Raw genomic sequence first — 15,097 nt, forward strand, 5'->3', positions numbered from 1 at the left:
CTGGAGCAGGGCCTCGACCAGGTGGCGCGAGTACTGCGGGACGGCGTGCGCGAGGACCCCGAAGTGCTCGCCGACCGGGTGATGGAGGTGGCGGAGCAGACCGGGCACACCGACGACGCGGCCGTACTGGTGCTCAGCTATGACGGGCCGGAGGCGTGTCAGACGGACCGTGCGGCGCCGGGCGTTGTCTGATGAACGATGTGCGCCCCAGCGAGACACCAGCCGACCACCCGCCGGAACCCGCGCCCGCGCCGGCCGGCGCGCTGCTCGGCGACACCCGGTCGCGGCTGCTCGCGGCCTATGCGCTGCGGCTCGTCGTGCTCGCCCTGCTCTACTACGGAGGCGGACGGCTCGGCCTGCTGTGGAAGGTGGCGGTCGAGGGCGCGGTCGTCACCCCGTTCTGGCCGCCGACCGGAATCGCCGTCGCCGGACTGCTCTGGTTCGGGCTCCGGGTATGGCCGGGGGTGGCCCTCGGCGCGCTGCTGGTGCTCACCGACATGGGGCCGCTGAGCTGGACCTCGCTGGGCTCCGTCGCGGGCAGTACGCTCGCCCCGGTCCTCGCCTGCCTGCTGCTGCACCGTGCGGGATTCCGCGAACAGGTGGACCGGCTGCGGGACGGGGTGAGCCTGGTCTTCCTCGCGGCGTTCCTGGGCATGCTGGTGAGCGCGACCGTGGGCACCCTGATGGTGGTGGCGGGCGGCAACCTCACGCTGCACGAGTTCTGGCCGGTCTGGTCCGCGTGGTGGGCGGGCGACGCGGTCGGCGTCCTGGTCGTCACCCCGCTGCTGCTGTCCCTGCCCAAACTGGGCCGGCCGCGCAGCGTCCTGCAGGCGCTGGAGGCCCTGGGACTGGGCGCGGCGACGACCGTGCTGGCCATCGTGGTGACCCGTGCCCCCATGGACCTGCTGTTCCTGATCTTCCCGCTGCTGGTGTGGGCCGCGCTGCGGTTCCAGCTGGCGGGCTGCGCGGTGAGCACGACCATCCTCGCCGTCGCCGCGACCGGGGCCGCCACCGCACAGGTGGGTGTCTTCGCACGGGAGGACCTGATCACGGGCATGATCACGCTCCAGGCGCTGAACGGCTCCGCCGCGCTGACCACGCTGCTGCTGGCCGCCGTCACGGCCGAGAAGCGCAACACGCACCGAAGGATCGCCGCCGCCTGCGAGGACCTCGCCGAGATGGTGGAGGTCCTCGCCCCGCAGGGCCGCGGTCCGCGCTCGTTCCCGGCGGGCGGCCGAACGGGGCAGCGCCAGGGATAGGGTCCCGTCATGGCCCCGCCTCCGCCCGCCGAGCCGCCGTCCGTGCCGGCGCCGTCCATACCGTCCCGGCCGGTGCCGTCCCCGTCCGTGCCGTCCGCGTCCGTGCCGGCTCCGGACGCGGCCGCGTGGGAGGGGGCACTGGACACACTGGGACCGTGGCTGGCCGCCGTGGGTCCGCGGCGGCACGCCGACTGGCTGCAGGACGTCTCGGCGGTGCTGCGGCTCGACACCCGGGATCCGCGAGGCTGGCACACCGTCGACCAGCACGCCGGGAGCTCGTCCCGCACCCCGCAGGCCCCGTACTACCCGCTGGCCCTGGTGGACGCGCACCATCTCGACCACCACCTGGAGCTGATCACCCGGCGGGAAGCGGCCATGCTGCTGACGCGCCACTGCGCCGAGTACGGGGGCTCCGGACTCCACCGGGGCTCCGAGGCAGCTCTGCGTGCCGCGGCCCGCACCGCCCTGGCCAGGTTCGGCCCCGCCGCGGAGTTCGCCACCAACGAGGATCCGTTGACCGACGAGTTCGTCGACGACGACCCGATCGACGACCTGTCCGGCGACGAGGAGAGGAGCGCGGAGACCGCCGAGCGGTGCCGCCGCACCCTCGCCGTCTCCTGCCTCACCCACCCGGCAGCCGAGCGGGACGGCTACATCCTGGACCTGGGCGTGGTCGCCGCCTCGGAGACCGAGGTCGGCGTCTTCTGGAACTACTTCATCGACTGACCCCGGCCCGTGCCCGGCCGTACCGCCCCGCGCCGACGCACAGCGGCGGCCTCATGCGGCCAGGTGCGCAAGGAGCTCCGGGCCCGCCGGATAGGGCTCCTCGACGGGCAGCAGGCTGCGAGCGCCCGTCAGATCACCGGCGCGCACGGCGGCGTGCACCCGGTGGGCGAGCGGGGTGACATCGGTGAGCGAGACGGTCCACTCGTCGGCGTAGCGACGTGCGGCCTCACCCGCCAGGCCGAGCTGGAGGGAACGGTGGGGCAGCGGACGCAGGTGCAGGTCGCGCTCCGGATCCCACTGCACCCGGGCCGGGTACTCCCGCAACTGCCGCTTCCACGCCGCGCGGTCGGGATGCCGGTCCGCGTCGTGGTGCGACAGGCAGGCGTGGCGCAGCGCCCACTCGAAGCCCTGGCGGGTGATCTCCACGGCCAGCACGGTCTCCTGGTCCTCCTTGGTGGCCCAGCCGCAGCGGTACATCATCCACAGGAAGGACGGTTTGATCCAGGTCATCCGGTCCCGCTTCCAGGCGGCGGGGAATCGCCCGTCGCGAGCGGCGGGCACGCCCAGCCGGGGCGCGTACGCCTGGTAGACGGTGACCGTGGACGCCGTGTACAGCGCACGAATACGGTGCGCGGGTCGTTCGTGCTGAGGTTCTGACACGGCGTCCAGGATCACCGCACCGACGGCTCGCCGGCCACCGGTTTTCCGGGCCGGGAAACGCCGGGACAGCCGTGCGGCCGCTCAGAGGATCTCCAGCGGGTGCTTGCGGTGCGGTGGCGGGAAGGCCTCGTCCAGCACGGCACGGTCCTCGTCGGTGAGCCGCAGATCGGCCGCCGCACGGTTCTCCTCGACATGCGCGCGCACCGAGGCCTTGGGGATGGCGATGACGTCCTCGTGGCGCAGCACCCAGGCCAGCGCCACCTGCGCGGGAGTGGCTCCGTGCGCGTCGGCGACCGTGCGCAGTGCGGGGTGCTCCAGCAGTCGCCCCTGCTCGACCGGGGAGTAGGCCATCACGGGGACCGCCAACTCGCGGCAGCGGGGCAGCAGATCGAACTCGGGCCCGCGCCGGGAGAGGTTGTAGAGCACCTGGTCGGTCTCCGGCACGGCTCCGCCGGGCAGGTCGGCGAGGTCGTCGGTGTCCAGGTTGCTGACTCCCCAGAAGCGGATGTCTCCCTCGCGTACCAGCCCCTCCAGCGCCTCCACCGTCTCGTCCAGCGGGACGCCGCCGCGCCAGTGGAGCAGATACAGGTCGATGCGGTCGGTGCCCAGCCGGCGCAGGCCGGCCCGGCAGGCTTCGACGGTGCCGCGCCGGTCGGCGTGCGAGGGCAACACCTTGCTGACGAGGAACACCTCGTCCCGGCGGCCCCGCACGGCCTCGCCGACCAACTCCTCGGCGGCGCCGCTGCCGTACATCTCGGCGGTGTCGATGAGCGTCATGCCCAGGTCGATGCCGGTGCGCAGCGCCTCCAGCTCCCGGGCCCGGCGGGAGGGGTCGTCACCCATGTGCCAGGTGCCCTGGCCCAGGGCCGGGACGGCGGTACCGGAGGGAAGCTGCACAGTGCGCACGACGTTCGTGGTCCTTTCGCGGGCGGCGGTTGCGGCCGGGTCCGGCGGGGTGCGCCGGTGGGCGGCGGAGGCCTGGACGGTACCCGGCGGCACCCGGGCCGGGCGCCCGGTGCCGCTCCCATGATCGCTCAGACCGCGGCGCCCTGGGGTATCCGCCTGCCGTTGGCGAGGCCCCTGGGGTCGAGACCCAGCGCGGCAGCGGCCGTGGCACCCACGTCCGCGAGGCTGTCCGCGTCCGGCAGCAGCTCCACTCCGGGCGCTCCGGGGCGGTGGATGAGCACCGGCACATACTCGCGGGTGTGGTAGGCGTGCCCGATGGTCGGGTCGTTGCCGTGGTCGCCGGTGACCACGAGCCGGTCCCCGGGCCGGTCCAGCAGCGCGACCAGCGCGGCCAGCCCCGCGTCGACCTGCTCCAGGATGCGCGCGTACCGCTCGGCGTCCTGCTGGTGCCCGGCGAGGTCGCTCTCCTGCACGTTGGCGACGACCAGGGCCTCCCCCGGCGCGCGGACCGCCTCCGCCGTGTGGGCGAGGACGTCTGCCGTGGGCACGGCGGGGCGGCGGACTGCGGCCTCGCACGCCAGGATGTCCGCGGCCTTGCCGACGAGGGTCACGGGGATGCCGGAGCGCGCCGCCAGTTCGGGCAGTTGGCGGGTGTGGTCCAGCTCCGCGCCCAGGTGCCGCACCTGGAGGCCGTCGTGCCGGTAGAAGCCGCTCGCCGGGGTGTCCAGACCCACCGTTCCGCCGTCGCCGTCGCGGACGAACCCGGGCAGCGGGCCGTCCGCGTGGCCGCCGACGGCGATGACCCGGGCGACGGGCGCCACCGCACGCACCGTGCGGGCGACGGCCAGGATGCCGTCGAAGTCGAGGTCGGCCAGTTCGGCCGACGCGTTCCAGTTGATGCCGGGGTCGGCCTCCAGGTTGTCGTGCACCAGCACCCTGCCGTCGACCAGCAGCAGCGGCCTGCCGTCGAGGAGTTCGACCTCGTGCCCCGCCGCGCGCAGGGCCGCGGTGACCTCCGTCAGATGCTCGCCGAGCCGGGCGACGGTCACCCGGCTGAAGTCCGCGCCCATCATCGTCTGGTGGCCGGCGAAGGTGTCGGCGCCGGGGTAGCCCAGCGCCGCCCGGCCCGCCGCGACGGGCAGCCGGGTGCCGCGGGCGAGGTCGGGGTGCGGGTGGACCAGGCCCAGGCCCAGCGCCCCGAGGACGGGCAGCCGCAGCGGCCTGCCGAGCGCCTCCCGGGCGTGGTCGAGCACATGGCCGCAGGTGTCGGCGGTCAGGTCGCCGGGACGCAGCGCGCCCGCGTCCGGCATCGCCCCGATCCCGAACCCGTCGACGACGACGATGACGGTGCGCCCCCGGTCGTTTCGCCCGCCGGTCACAGCGCCCTCCCGTGTGCGTCGTACAGCCCGGTCAGCCGGGGTCTTCCGGAGGCGAGTCCGGCCACCACCGCGACCTTGGAGCGGGTCACGAAGACCTGGGTGCGGAACGCCAGCAGTGCGGTGTCGCCGGCCCGCACCGGCCGGCCGGCGCCGGGGGCGGCCAGCAGCCGGTAGTAGTCGATGTTCTCCGCGGGCGCGTCCTGCACCGCGAGCCGCTGCCCGGTGCGGGGCAGCAGCGCGGAGTTGAGGTGTGCGCGCGGGTAGAACCCGCCGCCGAACAGCGCCGGCCTCCCGTCCGCCAGCGTGTGCGCGACCTCCGAGACGTAGACGTAGGCGGGCTGTTCGGGCTGGCCGGTGTCGACCGCGTGCAGCGGCGTGGTGCCGGTGAGGGCGTGGCCGGGCTCGCCGTGGGTGGCGCCCAGCCGTGCGAGCAGCGGCAGGCTGGCCACGGAGGTGGCGCTGGGGGCGCTGAGCTTCAGGTCCCGGTGTCCGCGGGCGGCCAGCGCCTCGCGGGCTTCGAGGGCGACGTCGAAGGTGGGGGTGGGCTCGGGGAGGCCGGTCTTGGCGTCGCACAATACGCAGGGGAACGCGGTGACTCCCGCGATCCGGATGCCCGGCAGCCGCTCGGCCTGCTCGGCGAACGTGTCGAGCGCGGTCAGCGGGACACCGCCCTCCTGCCCCGGGTAGACCGAGCCGGGGGCGCCCTCGAGCCGGACGAGGACGTCCTGCACCAGGCCCAGGCGCTGTGCCGCCGCGGAGACGGCACGCGCGTTGTCGAGGTCGAAGACGGTGACGGTCTCCGGCCGCAGCGCCAGCAGCTCGGGGAGGGCACGGTGCGGGATCTGCACCAGATGGCCGAGGTTCCCGGCGCCGGCTCCGGCCGCGTGCAGGGTGCGGGCCTCGTCGGTGTCGATGGCGGCGAACCGGGGAATGGCACGTGCGACGGCCCGGATCAGTTCCGGGTTGCGGCCGAACTGCTTGACCACGAACCACAGCGACAGGTCCAGGCGCCGGGCCGCGTCCGCGAGCAGGGCCGCGTTCTGCGTGATGGCGTCCAGGTCCATGACGTAGGTGTCGGGTGGGATCTCGCCGCGCCGGTGGAGGTCGGCCGCGGTGTCGGCGAGCTCCGGGTTGCGGGCGAGGAGGCTGTCGAGGAACACGTCAGTCCTTTGCGCGGTGCTGCGGTACGTCGTGCGGGGCTGCGGGCGCGGCGTGCTGCCGGGGTGCTTCGGGGGCGTGGGCAGGTCCGGGTCCTCCGGGCGCGGAGTGCTGTCCGGGCGCTTCGGGAGCGGGTGGCTCGCCGCCGATCGCCGCCAGGGAGCGGCGCAGGATGTCCAGGACGAGGTCGGCGCCGGCGCGCATCGGGTTGACACGGACCACCCAGTCGGCCAGCTCGGGTGCGTCGTCCAGGGCCGAGCTGGACATCCGGTAGAAGAGCGGCGCGATCTCGTACCGGGAGTTGGAGCCCACCGGGTAGGGCGCCGCGCCGAACCGGGCGGCCACCTCGGGCAGCCGCCGCGCCACGGGCGTGTCGAGCTGCACCAGCAGGCATCTGTCCTGCGCGTTGGCGAGGCGCACGTCGGCGACGCCGGGCACTTCGCCGGCCGCGAGGCGCTCGGCGACCTCGGCGCCGACCCGGGACTGCAGGGCCCACATCACCGGCACGTGGGTGAGGGCGCGCAGTGCGTCGAGCGCCTGGTGGCCCTGGACCTGGCCGCCGCCGGAGTAGTTGTCGGCGTGCACGCGGGCGACCAGGTCGGCGGCGCCGACGACGGCGCCGACGCCCTCCGGGCCGTGCAGCTTGAACAGCGAGAAGCAGGAGGCGTCCGCGCCGAGTTCGACTCCGGAGGCGGGCACCCGGAAGACGGCGTAGTTGTCGTCGGTGAGGGTGCGGACACCGGCCTGCCGGCAGGCGGCGAGGACCTCGCCGGGATCGTAGGAGTCGGCCAGCCGCTGGCGGGTGTGCTGCACGTACGCCCAGCGGAAGCGGCCGGAGGCCAGCACGCTCCGCAGCGCGTCGAGGTCGTTGAAGTCGGCTTCGACGGTCTCGACCCCGAGCCCGCGGAGTGTCACGGCGGTGGTGCGGTAGACCGGGGCCCGGTGGACGAGCAGCGGTTCGCCCGGGCCGACGGCTGCGGTCAGCGCGGCGCGGATGGCGCCGGTGCCCGCGCCCTGCACCAGCGCGGCGTCCTCGGCACCGAAGTACGCGGCCAGCACCGCCTCGACACGCGCGGTGGTCCGCGGGCGGCCGAGTTCGGGCACCACCCCGGCGTCGGCGGCGAACAGCTCCGGCCCGGCGAAGTGCGCCGCGGTGGCTTCCAGCAGCCGGAACTGCTGCCCGGCCGCGTCTTCCACCGGAACGGTGTCCAGCGGGAACGTGCGGGGCAGCGGCGGGGGCGCCGGCCTCGAGCCGTGCGCGTCCGGGTGGGACGCATTCGAGGGGGTGGCAGCCATCTCAGATCTCCTCGGGGCTCGCGCCGGTCAGAAAGCGCAGCGGGTTGCGCCGCGTCAGCACATCGATCAGTTCGTCGTCCACGCCGGCGGCGCGCAGGGCGGGCAGGAACGAGCGGAACAGGTGCCCGTAGCCCGTGCCGCCCTCGCTGCGCAGATAGGCGTGACGGGAGATGTCGCAGCTCAGCAGTGCCCGGTCGGCGTGGCCGGCCTCCAGGAACGCGAGGAGCAGCCGCAGCCGTTCCTGGTCGCTCTGGTAGCTGTCCTTGCCGATGGTGTCGAACGCGACGTACGCGCCGGCCTCGGCGAGCCGCCGGTGCACGGCGGGGGCGGTGAGCAGGTCCTGGTGCCCGACGCAGATCCGGTGCGGGGCGAGGCCCGCGCCGGTCAGCAGGTCGAGCTGGGCGAGTCCGCCGTGGCCGAGCTGGGCGTGGGTGGCCACCGACAGGCCGGTGGCGACGGCCGTGTGCGCGGCGGCCCGCAGCACCCTGGTCTCGGGTTCGCTGGGGGTCTCGCCGTGGCTGCCCACCTCGCCGAGCACCCCGGGGCGGATTCCGGTGGGTGCGCCGTCGGGGCCCGCCATGCCCTCGCGGACCTCCGCCGTCAGGGTGGCGGCGAGCTGTTCCACGGAGGCTCCGGCCAGGTCGGCGGCCGGGTGGAACGGCTCGTAGTACCAGCCGGTCGCGGCGACGACGGCGATGCCGCTGTCCCGGGCTGTCCGGGCGAGGGCGGCCGGATCGCGGCCCATGCCCCGGCAGGTCAGTTCGATGACGAGGGAGAGGCCGTACTCCTCGCGCAGCTGCGCCAGTTCCCGGCTGACGGCCGGTCCGTGCCGCTGCGCGTCGAGGACGGCGGCGCCGTCGTTCCGGCGGTCCAGGTCGAGGACCAGGTGCTCGTGGGCGAGGACGGGACCGCTGACGGATGCCGCCGCCAGCGGTCCGGCGACCGTGTGCACCAGCGGCTCGGTGCCGCGGTGCGGGTGGGGGGTGGAGCTCGCGCTCATCGGTGGGCCTTCCTGGTGGCGGTGCTGCCTGGGGCCGTTCGTGCGGTCCGGCGGGATCGCGGGCCCCGGGCAGCCGCGCCCGGTCGGGACGGATCAGCCCTTGAGAGGGGTGAACAGGTCGAGCCAGTAGAGGACGTTGAGCAGGACACCACCGATGATCACCGCGGTGGGCGCGGCCGCCATCCGGACGACGGGGCGGCCCATCGCCTCGTTGAGCAGGTAGAGCCCGCCCACGATGAGGATGCCGAGTCCGCCGCCCATCGCGTTGGCCGCCATCAGGGAGCCGAAGAGGATGGCCAGGTGGAGGCTGTCGGTGATGGCGTTGCGCAGGTGCTCGGAGGAGTCCCGGACGCTGGGGAGCTTGCCGAGGACCTTGCCGATGGAGGAGAGCGCCAGGACCTCGAGGGCGAAGACGGCCGCTCCGACCACCGCCGCCAGCACCGGGTTCGGCATCAGGTAGCCGATCGGGTAGACGAGCGTGAATCCGGCGATGCCGTAGGCGCCCGAGGCGAGCGCCGTCGTGGCGATCAGCGGGACGAAGCCGAAGACGCGGTAGAAGTCGACCTGCGCGGCCTCGGAGAAGTGGCCCTTGGCTATGAGGAAGCTGGTGGCTTCGCCGCCGCCGAATATGTGCATCTGGGCGAGGACGCAGACTCCCGCGCCCAGGACCATGAACAGCGGCAGGTAGCGGCGCAGCCGGGTGGCGCTGGCGCTGAACAGGGAGGCCATCGGATCGTCGTCGGGCGCCTCCTCCGAGACGGCTCCCGAGGCGGCGGCCTGGCGGTCCGCCTTGCGCTGCACCAGGTCCCTGCGGACGGCGAGGCCGATCAGCAGGAGGACGCCGACGGCCATGGCGAGGGCGCCCGCGAAGATGTCGGGCCACAGCTTCATCGTCATCACGACGAGGGCCAGCTCCACCGCTCCGGCCGCCGCGCCCCACGCGCGTCCGAACTGCTTGGTGATGGCCAGCACCGGGAACAGGGTGAAGAGGAAAAGGATCGGTGTCGACATCTGCTGCATGGCCGTCAGGAAGTCGACGGGCAGGTCGTGCGCCACCTCGTTGGCGCCGTTGAGTCCGAAGACGACCACCGCGCCCCATCCGGCGCCCAGCAGCGGCGCCAGCCACTTCTTCGGCGCCAGCAGGCCCAGGATGTCGGTGGGCAGGAAGAGCAGCCAGGGGTTCAGGACGCCGGAGGAGAGCGCCATCGGCGCGCCGAGTCCGAAGATGAAGCCTGCGGAGAGCCCGAAGGAGACCGCGGTGGTGGCCGAGCGGGTGGTCCGGCCGTGGATGAAGTCCAGCATGAACGGGCGCACTCCGTCGTTGAAGACGGCCAGCGCCATGTGCGAGATGAACGCGGTCAGCGCGCACAGCAGGATCACGGTCAACTGCTGCGGCAGCGAGAAGTCCAGTCCTGCGTCTGCGGCCAGTTGGAGGCCGGTGGTGCTCATCGTTCTCACGGGGTTCGCTCCTTACACGCCCGGGGGTTCTGCGCCTGGACCCGGTCAGGCACGCGCGAGGGCGCGGGCGAGCAGGGGGGCGATGGTCTCGATCTGGTCCATGGAGAAGCCGAAGACCTTCTTGCCGTCGGCGATCAGTGCCGCCACTTCGTCCTCACCGGGGACCGTGCGGCCGAAGGTGTGGCAGGCGGGCTGGCCGAGCAGCCCCACGAGTACGCCGAGCGAGGCTCCGGCTCCGGTGTGGCAGGTGCCGAGGTAGTAGTCGGCCTGACCGGAGCGCAGCTTCATGGCGGCGTCCATGTCGCTGGAGACCACGACCTCCACGCCGTCCAGGTCGAGGGCGCGGATGGCGTCGGCCACTTCGGTCTTGCCGACTCCGCCGGTGAGGATCTTCGTCATGAGTGGGTACCTCTCGTCTGTGCCGCGGGACCCGGCGGCGGGTTCCGCTGGTGCGTCGGGGTGCGCGGGGGTGCTTCGTGGAGTGCGTCCCGGTGGTGCCGGGGGCGGTCGGGGGTGGTGGGTACCGGTGTCTCCGGGACGGGGGTCAGGGGGACACCCGCTGGGCGAGCACGGCCAGGTGCATGGCCAGGAAGTTGATCTCGGAGCCGGGCAGCGCGGCGCCCAGTTCGGTCTCGGCTCGGGTGGCGACGCGGCGGGCGCGGGAGACGGCCGCCGGATGGTCGGCCAGTTCCGCAGCGACCTGGTCGTCGGTCCGGAACTCCTCGATGGACTCGCCGTCGAGCAACCGGGTGAGGGCCATCATCAGATGGCTCGTCAGCATGCCCGCGGTCTCCTCGGTGACCGGAGCGCCCTCGTCGGCGAGCGCGGACAGTTCCGCCGTCACGAAGTCGGCCACTTCGGGGCGGACCCGGCCGCCGTCGCGGAAGAGCTGGATACGGAGTGCGAGTTGGTCGTCCACGGCGTTCTCCTCGACGGGCGACAGAAATCGGGATTCTGGATTCTCGGGGCCGGCCGTCCCCCGTCACGGAACGGGGGACGGTCGACGGGCGCCGGGGCGCCGGCGGGGCGTCAATACGAGGGCATCCGGTCTCCTCGTACGACTGCGGACTGCAGCTTCGTCACCCGTTCGGTGTCGATGGCCTCCCGTATGGCGTGCAGCGCGGCCACGCTCTCGGCTCTGCCGATGACCGCCGCGCTGGAGTTGCGCAGCGAGAGGTCCTGCGTTATCTCGTCGCCGAGCGGCAGCACCTCGATGCCCTCGCCGAGCCGGCCCTGCACCTCGTCCAGGTTCCAGACGGTGGCGTCCGCCTTGTCCTGCACCAGCAGGTCGAGGAGCTGCATGTAGGAGCACTCGATCCACTCGACGTCCGCCCGGCCCGCGAACGCGCGTTCGGCGAGCAGCCGCTGGTCCTCCGAGGCGTGGTCGACCGCGACGCGGAGGCCGGGCGCCTCCAGCGAACCCCCTTCGCGCAGCAGCACTCCGTGGGCCCCGACATAGGTGGTCGGGCCCAGGTCGACCACCAGCGAGAGGTCCTCGGGGTACTCCTCGATCAGGCGGTCCGCGGCGTAGCGGGAGAGGACGACCAGGTCTGCCTTGCCCTCCAGCAGTGCCGTCGCCCTGCTGCCCGCCCCGCGCATGAAGGTGATGCCGAAGGGCGTCCCGGCGTCGTCGAAGGCGGCGCGCAGCCCGGTCGCCAGGCCCTCGTAGCGGCGGGAGTAGGGCAGCGGCATCGCGGCGAGCAGGGTGCCCAGCCCCGACAGCCGCCACAGGACGGAGCGGTCCGACCGGACGAGGAAGGTGCCCAGATGGCCGCGCGCGGCGGTCTCGATCGCCCCGGCCTCCTCCAGCAGCCGCAGCGCACCCTGGACGGTGCCGTTGCCGCAGCCCAGCTCCTCGGCGAAGTCCCGCACCCGGGGCAGTCGCCGCTCCGGCTCGTACTCCAGCAGGAGGAGCGCGAGCTGGCGGGCCGCCAGGCCGTTGCGGGTCAGGAACCGGTCGTCGTAGTCGTTCACGACGGCACAGTAAACAGAATCCTGGATTCTTGACAAGACCCCTTCCCGGATTCCTCCGCGTGCCCCGGCCCCCGCTTTCCGGACGGAGAGAGTCCGAGTCGACGGAGGCTCACCATGCCGGGAACTGCTAGAAAAGGGGCATGCGCGGACTTTTCGGGCGCCGATCGGCTCGGCGCGGACAGCACCGCCGAGTGCGGTCCGGCTCCGCGCATTCCGCGCACGGTCCGGGCGCCGAGAGGGCCCCCGCCCGGGACAGGCCTCCCGACAGCGGGCCGCCGCCCCGCGAACGCCTCTTCCGGCTCCCGTTCGGCCCCCGCACCGTCGCCGGCGAGGTCTTCTTCCTCCAGGTGTCGGTCATCGTGCTGCTGATGGTCGCCGTGGTGGTGGCCTTCGTGCTGCACGCGCGCTGGAGCAGCACCCGCCAGGCCAGCAAGCAGTCCCTCGCGGTCGCCACCACCTTCGCGCGCTCCCCGGACGTCCTGGCCGGGCTGGAGAGCAAGGACCCGACCGCGGCGCTCCAGCCGCGCGCCGAAGCGGTCCGCAAGGCGACCAAGGTCTCCTACGTGGTCGTCTGGACGCCGGACGGCACCCGGGTCACGGCACCCCAGCCCGACCTGATCGGCAAACGCGTCGCGGGCCCCGTGCAGGACCTCGTCGACAACGCGCGGGAGGGCCGCTCGACCACCAAGACCCTCCAGGCCGCCCCCGGACCGACCGTGAACTCCGCCGTCCCCGTCACCCGGCCGGACGGCACACTCGCCGGACTGGTCTCCACCGGCGTGACGGTCTCCCGGGTGAACGAGGGCGTGAAGCGGCAGCTGCCGGTTCTGCTCATGTCCGCCGCCGGGGCGCTGCTGCTCGCCTCGGGCACCTCCGCGCTGGTCAACCGGCGGCTGCGGCGCCAGACCCACGGCCTGGGTCCCGAGGAGATGACCCGGATGTACGAGCACCACGACGCGGTGCTGCACGCCGTCCGGGAGGGCGTGCTGATCGTCGACGAGACGGGGCGGCTGGTCCTGGTCAACAACGAGGCACGGCGGCTGCTGGAGCTGCCCGAGGACGCCGAGGGGCGCCCTGTCGACCAGGTCGGTCTGGGCGCGGGCATGCTGGGCCTGCTGACGTCGGGCCGGGCCGCCTCGGACGAGGTGCATCTGGCCAAGGGCCGGCTGCTGGCCGTCAACGTCCGCTCCACCCGCAGCGGGGAGGGCCCGCCCGGACAGGTGGCGACACTGCGGGACACCACCGAACTGCACGCGCTGGAGGGCCGCGCGGAAGGGGCACGGGAGCGGCTGCGGCTGCTGTACGAGGCCGGAGTGCGGATCGGCACCACGCTGGATGTGACCCGCACCGCCGAGGAGCTGACCGAGGTGGCCGTACCCCGGTTCGCCGAGTTCGCCACCGTGGAACTGCTGGACCCGGTGCTGCGCGGCGAGGAGCCCTCCGCCGCACGCACCGACATGCGCCGCACCGCGATGAGCGGCGTCCGCGACCGCGCGCCGCTGCTCCCGGTGGGCGCCGTGGTGCGCAGCGTGGAGTCGCTGCGCGGACATGCCGAGGAAGCGGGCGAGCGCTCGGTCCTGGAAACCGATCTGCGGCAGGCCGACGACTGGCTGGCGCAGCAGCCCGACCACGGCCGGCAGGCACTGGAATACGGCATCCGCTCGCTGATCAGCACCCCGCTGCGGGCCCGCGGGGTGCTGCTGGGCAGTGTCGACTTCTGGCGCACCGACCGCAGCGACCCCTTCGGCGACGACGACGTGGCCTTCGCCGAGGAGCTGGCCGCACGGGCCGCGGTCAGCATCGACAACGCCCGCCGCTACACCCGCGAGAACGCCATGGCGGTCACTCTCCAGCGCAGCCTGCTCCCCCGCGGCCTGCCCGAACAGGACGCCCTGGACGTCGCCTCGCGCTACCGGCCCACCAGGGCCGGGGTGGGCGGCGACTGGTTCGACGTCATCCCGCTGCCCGGCGCCCGGGTGGCGCTGGTGGTCGGCGACGTGGTGGGCCACGGACTGCACGCGGCCGCGACCATGGGCCGGCTGCGCACCGCCGTGCTCAACTTCTCCTCGCTCGATCTGACGCCCGAGGAGCTCCTGGCACACCTGGACGAGCTGGTCGACCGGATCGACCAGGACCAGACGACCGAGGGCAACGGCGCGACCGTCACCGGAGCCACCTGCCTGTACGCGATCTACGACGCGGTCTCCGGGCGCTGCACCGTGGCCCGCGCGGGCCACCCGGGGCCCGCGCTGGTCGCGCCCGACGGCACCGTCGACTACCCGGAGGTGCCCGTCGGCCTGCCGCTCGGCCTGGGCGGCGCCCCGTTCGAGACGGCGGAGCTGCATCTGCCGCCCGGGAGCCAGCTCGTCCTGTTCACCGACGGGCTGGTGGAGGACCGCGAACGCGACGTGGACGACGGTCTCGCCCTGCTGCGCCGCACACTGACCGGCCACCCGGGCAGGTCTCCCGAGGACACCTGCCGCGCGGTGCTCGACGCCCTGCTGCCCGCCGAGCCCAGCGACGACATCGCCCTGCTGGTGTCGCGCGCCCAGGTGCTCGATCCCGAACAGGTCGCCCAGTGGGAAGTGCCCGCCGACTCCGGAGCCGTGGCCCCGCTGCGCGCCCAGGTCAGCCGGAAGCTGGCCGAGTGGGGTCTGGCGGAGACGTCCTTCACCACCGAGCTGATCCTCAGCGAACTGGTGACCAACGCCATCCGCTACGGCAGCGAACCGATCCGCGTCCGGCTGCTCCACCAGTCCCGCCTCACCTGCGAGGTCTCCGACGGCAGCAGCACCTCGCCGCACATGCGCCGCGCCGCGGCCACCGAGGAGGGCGGCCGCGGCCTGTTCCTGGTGGCGCAGCTCGCCGAGCGCTGGGGGACCCGCTACACACCGCACGGCAAGGTGATGTGGACCGAACAGAACCTCCACCCGGAGGAGCACAGCCCCGAGGAGGACGCCGACAGCCTCCTCGACCAGTGGGACGAGTCCCTCTGACCCGGTTGAGCCCCTGCCCTCCCCGCCCGGTCACCGCAGGGCCGGGAGCCGCCGCACAGCCGCACCCGGCTGCTCGGCCACACTGGAGCCATGTCCACCATGTCCAGCTCAAGCCCGTCGCACCGGCCGGCCGCCCCCGGGGCGACAGAGCGGCACCAGGGCCACCCCACCCTGGCGAGCCTGCTGGCGACCGCCGAGGGCGGGGCACTGGACCTGCTGGCCGCCCCCCGCGGCAGCCGCGTCCCCGTGCACGGGGTGGGCGTCTTCGACGCCGGGGAGACATTC

General features: G+C 73.7%; 14 protein-coding genes and 1 pseudogene. 5 read left to right on the top strand and 10 right to left on the bottom strand.

Annotated elements, in window-relative coordinates:
- From A949_RS33095 to A949_RS0110615, 3 genes and pseudogenes are all read left to right on the top strand, one after another.
- A pseudogene (locus A949_RS33095) lies at positions 1-192 on the top strand (serine/threonine-protein phosphatase); the annotation flags it as partial.
- Positions 192-1,259 carry an MASE1 domain-containing protein gene (locus A949_RS0110610; RefSeq protein ID WP_019355985.1) on the top strand — a complete coding sequence of 356 codons (1,068 nt, stop codon included), beginning with the start codon at positions 192-194 and terminating at the stop codon, positions 1,257-1,259. The pseudogene A949_RS33095 and the gene A949_RS0110610, both read left to right, overlap by 1 nt.
- Before the next feature lie 9 nt (positions 1,260-1,268).
- Positions 1,269-1,985 carry a hypothetical protein gene (locus tag A949_RS0110615; RefSeq protein WP_019355986.1) on the top strand — a complete coding sequence of 239 codons (717 nt, stop codon included), beginning with the start codon at positions 1,269-1,271 and terminating at the stop codon, positions 1,983-1,985.
- A 51-nt stretch (positions 1,986-2,036) separates the two neighbouring features.
- Here the strand turns inward: A949_RS0110615 and A949_RS0110620 are convergent, their stop codons facing one another.
- The 10 genes from A949_RS0110620 to yhfZ all read right to left on the bottom strand — a co-directional run bounded on the left by A949_RS0110620 (position 2,037) and on the right by yhfZ (position 11,816).
- The gene (locus A949_RS0110620) at positions 2,037-2,645 is read right to left on the bottom strand and encodes a DUF4291 domain-containing protein (RefSeq protein WP_026004535.1); all 609 of its coding nucleotides are present in this window, start codon (positions 2,643-2,645) and stop codon (positions 2,037-2,039) included.
- Between the two features lie 81 nt (positions 2,646-2,726).
- Positions 2,727-3,551, bottom strand: coding sequence for an aldo/keto reductase (locus tag A949_RS0110625; RefSeq protein WP_037706124.1), 825 nt, complete (start codon positions 3,549-3,551; stop codon positions 2,727-2,729).
- A 128-nt stretch (positions 3,552-3,679) separates the two neighbouring features.
- Positions 3,680-4,861, bottom strand: coding sequence for a phosphopentomutase (locus A949_RS0110630; protein ID WP_051019458.1), 1,182 nt, complete (start codon positions 4,859-4,861; stop codon positions 3,680-3,682).
- A 65-nt stretch (positions 4,862-4,926) separates the two neighbouring features.
- A complete protein-coding gene (locus tag A949_RS0110635) occupies positions 4,927-6,090 on the bottom strand; it encodes an alanine racemase (protein ID WP_019355990.1) in 1,164 nt (387 codons plus the stop codon).
- 1 nt (position 6,091) lies between these two features.
- Positions 6,092-7,384 (bottom strand): aminotransferase class V-fold PLP-dependent enzyme, encoded by a 1,293-nt coding sequence (locus A949_RS33100; protein ID WP_019355991.1) that lies wholly within the window; start codon positions 7,382-7,384, stop codon positions 6,092-6,094.
- Between the two features lies 1 nt (position 7,385).
- Complete coding sequence (locus A949_RS0110645; protein WP_019355992.1) at positions 7,386-8,384, bottom strand: phosphotriesterase family protein; 999 nt, start codon at positions 8,382-8,384, stop codon at positions 7,386-7,388.
- A gap of 93 nt (positions 8,385-8,477) precedes the next feature.
- Complete coding sequence (locus A949_RS0110650) at positions 8,478-9,833, bottom strand: YhfT family protein (protein WP_019355993.1); 1,356 nt, start codon at positions 9,831-9,833, stop codon at positions 8,478-8,480.
- 54 nt (positions 9,834-9,887) lie between these two features.
- Positions 9,888-10,241 (bottom strand): DUF2620 domain-containing protein, encoded by a 354-nt coding sequence (locus A949_RS0110655; RefSeq protein WP_019355994.1) that lies wholly within the window; start codon positions 10,239-10,241, stop codon positions 9,888-9,890.
- A gap of 145 nt (positions 10,242-10,386) precedes the next feature.
- Complete coding sequence (locus tag A949_RS0110660; RefSeq protein ID WP_019355995.1) at positions 10,387-10,761, bottom strand: PRD domain-containing protein; 375 nt, start codon at positions 10,759-10,761, stop codon at positions 10,387-10,389.
- A 110-nt stretch (positions 10,762-10,871) separates the two neighbouring features.
- On the bottom strand, positions 10,872-11,816 hold the full coding sequence (gene yhfZ, locus A949_RS0110665) for a GntR family transcriptional regulator YhfZ (RefSeq protein ID WP_019355996.1): 945 nt from the start codon (positions 11,814-11,816) through the stop codon (positions 10,872-10,874).
- A 140-nt stretch (positions 11,817-11,956) separates the two neighbouring features.
- On the opposite strand from yhfZ, the gene A949_RS0110670 reads away from it, so the two are divergent.
- Positions 11,957-14,812 (top strand): SpoIIE family protein phosphatase, encoded by a 2,856-nt coding sequence (locus A949_RS0110670; protein WP_078565391.1) that lies wholly within the window; start codon positions 11,957-11,959, stop codon positions 14,810-14,812.
- A gap of 90 nt (positions 14,813-14,902) precedes the next feature.
- Positions 14,903-15,097 (top strand): hypothetical protein (locus A949_RS0110675; protein WP_026004538.1); only part of this gene is annotated, 195 nt, incomplete at its 3' end.

The sequence above is a fragment of the Streptomyces sp. AA1529 genome, from assembly GCF_000280905.1.
In the GTDB taxonomy this organism is placed as follows: domain Bacteria; phylum Actinomycetota; class Actinomycetes; order Streptomycetales; family Streptomycetaceae; genus Streptomyces.

What these genes read in the sequence shown, in the direction of transcription:
- A949_RS0110610 (WP_019355985.1), top strand. Translation starts at nt 192, where the DNA reads ATGAACGATGTGCGCCCCAGCGAGACACCAGCCGACCACCCGCCGGAA.
- A949_RS0110650 (WP_019355993.1), bottom strand. Translation starts at nt 9,833, where the DNA reads ATGAGCACCACCGGCCTCCAACTGGCCGCAGACGCAGGACTGGACTTC.
- A949_RS33100 (WP_019355991.1), bottom strand. Translation starts at nt 7,384, where the DNA reads ATGGCTGCCACCCCCTCGAATGCGTCCCACCCGGACGCGCACGGCTCG.
- A949_RS0110645 (WP_019355992.1), bottom strand. Translation starts at nt 8,384, where the DNA reads ATGAGCGCGAGCTCCACCCCCCACCCGCACCGCGGCACCGAGCCGCTG.
- A949_RS0110655 (WP_019355994.1), bottom strand. Translation starts at nt 10,241, where the DNA reads ATGACGAAGATCCTCACCGGCGGAGTCGGCAAGACCGAAGTGGCCGAC.
- A949_RS0110670 (WP_078565391.1), top strand. Translation starts at nt 11,957, where the DNA reads ATGCGCGGACTTTTCGGGCGCCGATCGGCTCGGCGCGGACAGCACCGC.
- A949_RS0110630 (WP_051019458.1), bottom strand. Translation starts at nt 4,861, where the DNA reads ATGCCGGACGCGGGCGCGCTGCGTCCCGGCGACCTGACCGCCGACACC.
- A949_RS0110615 (WP_019355986.1), top strand. Translation starts at nt 1,269, where the DNA reads ATGGCCCCGCCTCCGCCCGCCGAGCCGCCGTCCGTGCCGGCGCCGTCC.